At 59.2% G+C, this 9,243-nt stretch carries 6 protein-coding genes, 1 tRNA gene and 2 rRNA genes (1 of these 9 cut by a window edge); 5 read left to right on the top strand and 4 right to left on the bottom strand.

The window, feature by feature from the left end:
* Positions 1-79: 79 nt before the first annotated feature.
* The gene (locus OC537_RS17150) at positions 80-802 is read right to left on the bottom strand and encodes an SDR family oxidoreductase (RefSeq protein WP_262113048.1); all 723 of its coding nucleotides are present in this window, start codon (positions 800-802) and stop codon (positions 80-82) included.
* 142 nt (positions 803-944) lie between these two features.
* Here OC537_RS17150 and OC537_RS17155 point away from each other — a divergent pair, with 142 nt between their 5' ends.
* From OC537_RS17155 to OC537_RS17175, 5 genes are all read left to right on the top strand, one after another.
* Entirely contained in the window at positions 945-1,790 is an 846-nt protein-coding gene (locus OC537_RS17155) for a LysR family transcriptional regulator (RefSeq protein WP_163155517.1), read from the top strand.
* Between the two features lie 58 nt (positions 1,791-1,848).
* Positions 1,849-2,448, top strand: a complete 600-nt coding sequence (locus tag OC537_RS17160) for an NAD(P)H-dependent oxidoreductase (RefSeq protein WP_262113052.1) — start codon at positions 1,849-1,851, stop codon at positions 2,446-2,448.
* A 70-nt stretch (positions 2,449-2,518) separates the two neighbouring features.
* Positions 2,519-4,375: a glutathione-regulated potassium-efflux system protein KefC gene (gene kefC / locus OC537_RS17165; protein ID WP_111910800.1), complete on the top strand. Its 1,857-nt coding sequence runs from the start codon at positions 2,519-2,521 to the stop codon at positions 4,373-4,375.
* A complete protein-coding gene (locus OC537_RS17170) occupies positions 4,372-4,758 on the top strand; it encodes a SirB2 family protein (RefSeq protein ID WP_262113056.1) in 387 nt (128 codons plus the stop codon). The genes kefC and OC537_RS17170 overlap by 4 nt, the downstream gene beginning before the upstream one ends.
* Before the next feature lie 304 nt (positions 4,759-5,062).
* Positions 5,063-6,049 carry a helix-turn-helix transcriptional regulator gene (locus OC537_RS17175; protein ID WP_025325391.1) on the top strand — a complete coding sequence of 329 codons (987 nt, stop codon included), beginning with the start codon at positions 5,063-5,065 and terminating at the stop codon, positions 6,047-6,049.
* A 1,269-nt stretch (positions 6,050-7,318) separates the two neighbouring features.
* Here the strand turns inward: OC537_RS17175 and OC537_RS17180 are convergent.
* The 3 genes from OC537_RS17180 to OC537_RS17190 form a co-directional block, all read right to left on the bottom strand.
* Positions 7,319-7,395: transfer RNA gene (locus tag OC537_RS17180), tRNA-Asp, on the bottom strand.
* A 96-nt stretch (positions 7,396-7,491) separates the two neighbouring features.
* Positions 7,492-7,606: ribosomal RNA gene (gene rrf, locus OC537_RS17185) — 5S ribosomal RNA — on the bottom strand.
* Positions 7,607-7,730: 124 nt separating this feature from the next.
* Positions 7,731-9,243 (bottom strand): 23S ribosomal RNA (locus OC537_RS17190) (it continues 1,377 nt past the right edge of the window).

A 9,243-nucleotide genomic window follows, 5' to 3' on the forward strand; every position in this document is an offset into this window, starting at 1 on the left:
GATGACTCTGTGATCGAAGAGGGCCTATGGTAACCCTTGGCCCAGGGGGAGGGTCAAGCCCTCCCCGCCGTCATGGTCATCAGGGTTGCTGGCGGGTGGCTGCCAGCACTATCTCGCGCACGCAGACGTTGGCGGGTTGGCTCCAGGCATAGAGCACCGCCTCGGCGATCACCTCGGGGGCGATGACGCCACCCATCTCCTCTTTCCAGCCGTGGTAGCCGGCCTTGATACTCTCGTCCGTGGTGTGACTGAGCAACTCGGTTTCCACCGCCCCCGGGGCTATGGTCACCATGCGCACGCCGATGTCTGCCACCTCTTCCCGGATGTTCTCGGTCAGGGCGTGCACAGCGAACTTGGTGGCGCAGTAGGCGGCATGGTTCGGGAAGGTCTTGCGACCGGCGATGGAGCTGATGTTGATGATGGTGCCGCTGCGGCGCGCCTTCATCCCGGCCAGCACGGCATGCACGCCGTTCAGCACCCCCATCACATTGATGTTGAGCATCTGCTGCCACTCGGCGGGATCCTGCACATCGGCCTGACCCAGCAGCATGACGCCCGCGTTGTTGACCAGGCAGCCCACAGGGCCGAATCTGGCTTCCGCCAGCTGGACGGCGGCCTTCATGGCGGCGGTGTCGGTGACGTCGACCCCGACACAGAGCGCATCGGGCAGGTTCAACGCCTGCATGGGCTCGACCCGACGGGCCAGCAGCAACAGAGGGTGGCCGGCGGCAGAGAAGGCGCGGGCGATGGCGGCACCTATACCGGCGGAGGCACCGGTGATCACGACGAGGGACTTGGACATGGGTATTTCCTTCTGATTCATTGAGGAACTGAGTCAAACAAGGGCTGGCCAGCACGGGACTCAATCACTATAGTCGCCACATCTATCGGTGATAAATATTGTTTTCCGCTGGTTATCATCTGAAAAAACTATGGTTGGTTTTATGCTGGACCTGAGATTGCTGCGCTTCTTCATCGCCATCTATGAAGAGAAGAACATCACGGCGGCGGCGGCACGCTGCCACGTCAGTCAACCCTCCCTCTCGGCGGGCCTGCGCCAGCTGGAGGAGGCCCTAGGTGACAGCCTCTTCATCAGAGGCAAGAAGGGGGTGGAGGCCAAGGACCCGGCCCACTATCTCTATCCCCACGCGGTCAAGCTGGTGGAGGAGGCGCGCCGCCTGCCGACCCTGTTTCGCCAGAAAGCGACGCGCGCCAGGCTCAACATCGCCATCATGCCGGACTTGAGCCGCCGCCGGGTGGCCGGGCTGCTGCAACGGGTGCAAGGCGTGCTGCCGGAGCTGGATCTCACCCTCTCCGACTACGGCACCCCTGCCGACTGCCGGCTGACCCTGGATGCCCTGCGCCGGGAGGACGAGATCTTCCTGCCGCTCTGGGAGGAGGACTATGTGCTCTGCGTCCCGGTCGGCCATCCCCTTGCCGGTCGCGAGAGGCTCCCGCTGGCAGAACTGCAACATTATGATTTTATTGAATGCCCTCCCTGCGAGGCTCATCAGCAGACCATAGGCCTGCTGGCCTGTGACCGGCTCACTCTCAATCTGGTGGCCAAGGCCGAGAGCAAGGGGCTGGTGATGGCACTGGTGCTGGCGGGGGTGGGCATCAGCTTCCTGCCCGACGGTCTGGTGGAAGATGAGCCAGGTCTGCGCACAGTGGCGGTGAGCGGACCCCGGATGTTTCGCCGCATCGGGCTCTGTTATCCCGCCCACCAGACCCTGAATCCGGCGCTGCGCGACCTGATCCCGGAACTGGCGAGCCGAGGTGCTTCTTGGTAACGTCGCAGCTCACCGCCCTTTTTTATCGGCACCAGGCCCCTCTTCAGGCTAGGACCCCATGAAACGCATTCTGATCATCTTTTCACACCCGGCCCTGCAGAGTTCCAGGGCCAACAGGCAGCTGCTGCAGGCACTCGACGGCCTGGATGGCATCACCCTGCACGACCTCTACCACCACTACCCGGACATGTTCATCGACGTGAAGAGGGAGCAGGCCCTGCTGTCGGAGCACGACATCATCGTCTTCCAGCACCCCTTCTACTGGTACTCCTGCCCGGCCATCATGAAGGAGTGGATGGACCTGGTGCTGGAGTATGGCTACGCCTACGGTCCAGAGGCCCACGCCCTCAGCGGCAAGCAGTGGCTCTCTGCCATCACCACGGGGGGCGCTCCCGAATCATATTGCAGCGAGGGCTACAACCAGCGCCCGCTGCTCGACTTCCTGCTGCCGTTCCAGCAGACGGCGCAGCTGTGCGGCATGCAGTGGCTGCCCCCCTTCGTGCTGCACTCCTTCCACAAGCTCAAGGATCCGGAGGCGCTGCGCCGCTGTGGCCAGGATTACCGCCAGCTGATCTGCGCCCTGCGCGATGAGCGGCTGACCCCGGCCCAGCTCGCGGGCAGCACCTATCTGCGGGATCTGCTGGGGGAGTTGTCATGACGACGGGCTGGATTTTCATCGGGCTTGCGCAGCCGGCCCTGACGAACAGAGACGAACGGAGGGCCGGCTGATGGGGCACGGATTGTTGTTTGACGCCTTGATCTATCTCTCGGCGGCGGTGATAGCGGTGCCGCTGGCCAAACGCTGGGGGCTGGGTTCAGTGCTCGGTTACCTGCTGGCGGGCATCATCATAGGCCCCTTCCTGCTGGGGCTGGTGGGGGAGCAGAAGGATGTGATGCACTTCGCCGAGTTCGGGGTGGTGCTGATGCTGTTCCTGGTCGGCCTCGAGCTGCGTCCGGCCCTCTTGTGGCAGCTGAAGGGCCCCATCCTCGGCACCGGTGGCCTGCAGGTGCTGCTCACCAGCGCCGCCCTGACCGGAGTGGGCTATCTCCTTGGCCTGCCCTGGCAGCAGGGGCTCGCCATCGGCCTTATTCTCGCGCTCTCCTCCACCGCCATAGTGCTGCAGAGCCTGCAGGAGCGCAAACTGATGCAGAGCGAGAGCGGGCGCTCCGCCTTCGCGGTGCTGCTGTTCCAGGACATCGCCGTCATTCCCATACTGGCCATACTGCCGCTGCTCGCCATAGCGCCGGTCGCCAGTAACGGCAATCCGGATCTGGCGGGCTGGCAGCACGGCCTGCTGGTGGTCGCCGCCATCGCCGGCATAGTGCTGGGCGGCCACTACCTGATGCGGCCGGTGTTCCGTGCCATAGCCCAGTCCCACATGCGGGAGATCTTCGTCGCCGCCGCCCTGTTGCTGGTGATCGCCATCGCCGTGTTGATGGAGTCGGTGGGGCTCTCCCCCGCCCTTGGCTCCTTCCTCGCCGGCGTGGTGCTGGCCGACAGCGAGTATCGCCACGAGCTGGAGGCGGACATAGAGCCGTTCAAGGGGCTGCTGCTCGGCCTCTTCTTCATGTCGGTGGGGGCTGGCATCGATTTTGGCCTCTTTGCCGCCCATCCCCTGCTCATTCCATCCCTGGTGATAGGGCTGATGCTCCTGAAATGGGGGGTGCTGATGGTGCTCGGCCTGATCATTCGCATCTCGCCGAGCCAGCGTTGGACCTTCGCCCTGGCGCTGGCACAAGGGGGGGAGTTCGCCTTCGTGCTGTTCTCGTTTGCCGCCCAGAACAAGGTGCTGCCCGGTGACACCATCTCGCTGTTGACCCTGGTGGTGGCGCTCTCCATGGCGCTGACGCCGCTCCTGCTGATCCTCAACGATCGGGTGATCCAGCCCTGGTTCGACTACCGCAACCAGGCCGACCAGCCCGAACACGAGCAACCCGAACTGGTCGAGCACCCCGTCATCATCGCCGGCTTCGGCCGCTTCGGTCAGATAGTGGGGCGCCTGCTGCACGGCCACGGCATAGGCACCACCATACTCGAGCAGGACGCCAGCCAGATAGAAATGCTGCGCAAGTACGGCTATCAGGTATTCTACGGCGATGCCAGCCGGCTCGACCTGCTCCATGCCGCCGGGGCCCACAAGGCCAAGCTGCTGGTGCTCTCCATCAACGATCCGGCGACCTCCCTCGAGGTGATCGAGATGGTGAAGAAACACTTCCCGCACCTCAAGATACTGGCCCGCGCCCAGGACAGGCCCCATGCCCACGAAATCCTCCGGCACGGAGTCGACAGCGTGCACCGTGAAACCCTGGGATCGGCCGTGGATCTGGGGGTAGAGGCTCTGACCCAGCTCGGATTTCGGGCCAACCAGGCCTGGCGTGCGGGTCAGGTGTTCAAGCAGTATGACAACCGGCTGCTGCGGGAACAGGTCAACTACCTGGATGACGAGCACACCTATATCAACAAGAGCCTGCAATACCGCGAGATCCTCTCCGATCTGCTGCAAGACGACGAGGAAGGACAGGAGCGTACCCACGCTCACAACTGGAACAGCGGTCTGCCCGACAACGACAAGGAAGCAATATGATTGCCTATTACCCCATGCTCAAACACCTGCACATGACCCTGGCCATGGTCAGCCTGCTGCTCTTCATCTACCGCTGGAGCCTGGCACTAGCTTGCAGCGGGCGCTTGCAACAGAAGTGGCTCAAGGTGTTGCCCCATATCAACGACACCTTGCTGCTGCTGTTTGGCGTGCTGCTGGCGGTCACGTTGCAGATGAGCCCGGGCCAGCAACCCTGGCTGATGGCCAAGCTGATCGCACTGGTGGTTTACATAGGCCTCGGCGTCATGGCGCTCAAGCGCCCTGCCCAAGGCCAGAAGCTGGTCGCCGGGGTTGCCGCCCTCGCGGTATTTGGTTACATGATTGGCGCCGCCATCACCAAGTCAGCCTGGTCCTGGCTGGCCTGAACGACCTCTTTGCCGGTGAGGGGCCAGCCCCTCACCTCTTTCCCCCTGCCGAACGCCCCCCCTCTCCCTTGGCTCCCTACACATTTCTCCCCTGTCGTGACAACCGGGAAATATGAAGAGCACTTTATTTTGGCAAAATAAGGCTCCAAAAAGCTCCATTCATATTTTGTTTAACGATATTTATCAATTACTTATCTTGTCATGTATGAAAATGGCGACAGTTGTCGCAGCAAAACTTGCGACATAGACTGTCGCACACCATAGCTAGGATACACTCAACGCTAAACCAGTGAAGGCATGCACCATGAGTAAGAAGCTGTTACGACAACTGACCTTGGCGCGTTGCATCCCGCACCGCCCTTACAAGCTGACCGCCAGCCAACTCCAGGTAAAACTGGAAGAGGAAGGTATTCACGTCAGTCTGCGTACCGTGCAACGGGACCTGGAAGAGATGTCCGGCATGGGACTGTTCGACCTCACCTCGGATGAGCGCAGCAAACCACATGGCTGGTGCTTCGAGCGCCACGGTCTCAACGACTTTGCCAACATCATGCCGCTCTCGCTGGCGGTGGCCCTGAAAACCTGGAGTGATCAGGCGAGCCAACTGCTACCGGCGAGTGTATTGACCGAATTGAACCCCCTGGTCGACAAGGCCAGCCAGGTGATCCGCGACAGCCAAAGCGAACTGGCGGAACGCTGGCTCGAGAGCGTGCATCAGTCGCCGCGTCCGTTTGCCGGCAACCCGGAGATCCGCCGCAGCACCCTGATCCGCGACGCCCTCTGGCGTGGTCGCAAGTTCAGCGCCGAGATCCAGCGTGTCATCAAGGAGCGCACAGTGTGGCTCTGCTATGACCGCATCAATCCGCTCGGGATCCTGAACCAGCCCGATGGCCCCATCCTGCTCTGCACCCTGTCCGAGCTGGATCCCAAGGTCTATGGCATCCCGTTCGATCACATCAAGAACGTGGAACTGACCAACTTCAGCGCCACCCAGCCGAAGGATTTCAACGTCCAGAAGCTGATCCGCGACCAGGGCTATCAGGACGTCAGCGGCCCGATCCGCTTCGTCGGACGCATCGATGCAAACTGCCCCACCCTGATCGATGGGCAGATCCCGGGCCACAACCCGCGCATGACTCGCTACGACAAGCGCAGCGTGGTGGTGGAGACCGAGGTCCAGGATACGCCCGAGTTCCGCTCCTGGTTGAACAACATGAGTGGCAACCTGGAAGTATTGGCCCCGGAGTCCCTGCGCAAGGCATATCCGACACCGGGTACCCGGGTCAGCTGAGCACAATCGGATAAATGATAAGAAGCCGAGCATGAGCTCGGCTTCTGTCTGTTTTTAACACATAATTATTCAATTAATTTTTAACTCTTACATCCTGGATTGAACCTTCTGTACCATCGTTTTCCTCCCTGTTTTTGGTTGTGAGAGATCCGCCATTCCTCCTGTAAGACCCCTCAGTGTCGAGCCGTACGTGAAGCCATCCCGAGAGCCTCATGCTTTCCTGAGAAACTAAATAACATACTGATAAATAACATAAATTCAGATTGAAGGTGGATGCCTATCCATCATCCGACGCTATCTGATGGCCTCTCATGCCTTGTTCCTGCCCACGATTGCCTTAGTATGGGTCTCACAAGGACGGCTGGTTCGGCAGGATGCAGGAACAGCGCATGAATAGGAAAAGCCGCAGGACGTGGCAGGACACCTCAGGATGAGGTTGATAACCCGGATGGTTATCACAAGGAATGACAGGACAACCGTAGGATGCGGTCGCAGGACACCTCGGGATGAGGCTGAGTGGCACGGATAGTCACTCTTAAGGATGACAGGAACCCCGCAGGAGCGGCAGGAACAGCTTCAGGATGAAGCGAGATAACCGGGATGGTTATCTGTCAGGATGACGAAAGGAACACCACGGGATGTGGTAATGGACACCTCCAGGATGGAGACGGTGAAGCAATCAGGAGTGATTGCCAGGCTAGGATGGCCACAGGACACCCCAATGGAATGGGAAGGGGAAATTCCAAAGGAAAGGATAGAGTCAAGGATTGCAGGGAGCATGGCAGTTCAGGGACTGGACGAGATGACTTGAGGGGACGGCAAACGCCGTCCCCTTTTCTTTATATGTACTCCAGCGAATCAGCTCACCCCAGGCGCGCACTTACCCCATGCCCCTGAGTTGCTGCCTGAATCGCCTCCCCCTCAGGTACAAGAAGCCTCGCATGCACCCGTGGGCGACTCCTGGCCACCAGGACCGAAACCAACATCCATTGCCTCAGGCAGAAAGCAGAGCACCTCAACCCCCCAGAGTGACACAACTTCATCACTTCTTCATTCATCGAGCAGCCAAGTCTGTTGAGTGAACAGTTGCCCCTCCCTCTACTTCGTATGCACGTGGAGGAGTGTCCAGGGAAGCCGTGTGAGCCGTGGTGACAAATAGAGGCCATGTGGCAAGTCGGTGATGCAGTCACACCTTTAGTGGTGACGGTGGTGTTTCGGGGGGCTTGAAACGAAAAAAAGCCCAGTCTTTCGACTGGGCTTTCTAAATAGTGGCGGAGCGGACGGGACTCGAACCCGCGACCCCCGGCGTGACAGGCCGGTATTCTAACCGACTGAACTACCGCTCCGCATTCGGTTAGCATTTTGCTAAATTGTCTGCCGTTTCAACGAGGTGTCATCCTCTCGGCCAATCATGCAATGTGTGCACAACTGTTTAATTGGGTGCCTGGCAGTGTCCTACTCTCGCATGGCGAATGCCACACTACCATCGGCGCTACCGCGTTTCACTTCTGAGTTCGGCATGGGATCAGGTGGTTCCACGGCGCTATGGCCGCCAGGCAAAAAACTTCATCCGGAAAGCTGACGTGAATAACGACTTGGCCTTAATGGCTCGTCGCTATCACTGAATTAGTTAGTAGTTCACGCACTTGCTACAAGGCCAGAAACACTTCTTGGGTGTTGTATGGTTAAGCCTCACGGGTAATTAGTATGGGTTAGCTCAACACGTCGCCGCGCTTACACACCCCACCTATCAACGTTGTGGTCTCCAACGGCCCTTTAGGACCCTCAAGGGGTCAGGGATGACTCATCTCAGGGCTCGCTTCCCGCTTAGATGCTTTCAGCGGTTATCGATTCCGAACTTAGCTACCGGGCAGTGCCACTGGCGTGACAACCCGAACACCAGAGGTTCGTTCACTCCGGTCCTCTCGTACTAGGAGCAACTCCCTTCAATCATCCAACGCCCACGGCAGATAGGGACCGAACTGTCTCACGACGTTCTGAACCCAGCTCGCGTACCACTTTAAATGGCGAACAGCCATACCCTTGGGACCGACTTCAGCCCCAGGATGTGATGAGCCGACATCGAGGTGCCAAACACCGCCGTCGATATGAACTCTTGGGCGGTATCAGCCTGTTATCCCCGGAGTACCTTTTATCCGTTGAGCGATGGCCCTTCCATTCAGAACCACCGGATCACTATGACCTACTTTCGTACCTGCTCGACCTGTCCGTCTCGCAGTTAAGCTGGCTTATGCCATTGCACTAACCTCCTGATGTCCGACCAGGATTAGCCAACCTTCGTGCTCCTCCGTTACTCTTTGGGAGGAGACCGCCCCAGTCAAACTACCCACCAGGCACTGTCCGCGAGCCCGATTCAGGGCCCTGCGTTAGAACATCAAACATACAAGGGTGGTATTTCAAGGACGGCTCCAGCGCAACTGGCGTCACGCCTTCAAAGCCTCCCACCTATCCTACACATGTAGGTTCAATGTTCAGTGCCAAGCTGTAGTAAAGGTTCACGGGGTCTTTCCGTCTAGCCGCGGGTACACCGCATCTTCACGGCGAATTCGATTTCACTGAGTCTCGGGTGGAGACAGCATGGCCATGGTTACACCATTCGTGCAGGTCGGAACTTACCCGACAAGGAATTTCGCTACCTTAGGACCGTTATAGTTACGGCCGCCGTTTACCGGGGCTTCGATCAAGAGCTTCGCTTGCGCTAACCCCATCAATTAACCTTCCGGCACCGGGCAGGTGTCACACCCTATACGTCCACTTTCGTGTTTGCAGAGTGCTGTGTTTTTGATAAACAGTCCCAGCCATCTGGTCACTGCGACTCCCAACTGCTCCATCCGCAAGGGACTTCACTGTCAAGAGCGAACCTTCTCCCGAAGTTACGGTTCTATTTTGCCTAGTTCCTTCACCCGAGTTCTCTCAAGCGCCTTGGTATTCTCTACCCGACCACCTGTGTCGGTTTGGGGTACGATGACTTGTAATCTGAAGCTTAGAGGCTTTTCCTGGAAGCAGGGCATCAATGGCTTCACCACCGTAGTGGCTTCGTCTCGTGTCTCAGTGTTGTGTCTCCGGATTTGCCTAGAAACACCACCTACGCACTTTCACCAGGACAACCGTCGCCTGGCCCACCTAGCCTTCTCCGTCCCCCCATCGCAATTACAAGTCGTGCAGGAATATTA

This window comes from Aeromonas sp. Marseille-Q5825, from assembly GCF_946892685.1.
Taxonomy (GTDB): Bacteria; Pseudomonadota; Gammaproteobacteria; order Enterobacterales; family Aeromonadaceae; genus Aeromonas; species Aeromonas rivipollensis.

What these genes read in the sequence shown, in the direction of transcription:
- OC537_RS17150 (WP_262113048.1), bottom strand. Translation starts at nt 802, where the DNA reads ATGTCCAAGTCCCTCGTCGTGATCACCGGTGCCTCCGCCGGTATAGGT.
- OC537_RS17155 (WP_163155517.1), top strand. Translation starts at nt 945, where the DNA reads ATGCTGGACCTGAGATTGCTGCGCTTCTTCATCGCCATCTATGAAGAG.
- OC537_RS17160 (WP_262113052.1), top strand. Translation starts at nt 1,849, where the DNA reads ATGAAACGCATTCTGATCATCTTTTCACACCCGGCCCTGCAGAGTTCC.
- kefC (WP_111910800.1), top strand. Translation starts at nt 2,519, where the DNA reads ATGGGGCACGGATTGTTGTTTGACGCCTTGATCTATCTCTCGGCGGCG.
- OC537_RS17170 (WP_262113056.1), top strand. Translation starts at nt 4,372, where the DNA reads ATGATTGCCTATTACCCCATGCTCAAACACCTGCACATGACCCTGGCC.
- OC537_RS17175 (WP_025325391.1), top strand. Translation starts at nt 5,063, where the DNA reads ATGAGTAAGAAGCTGTTACGACAACTGACCTTGGCGCGTTGCATCCCG.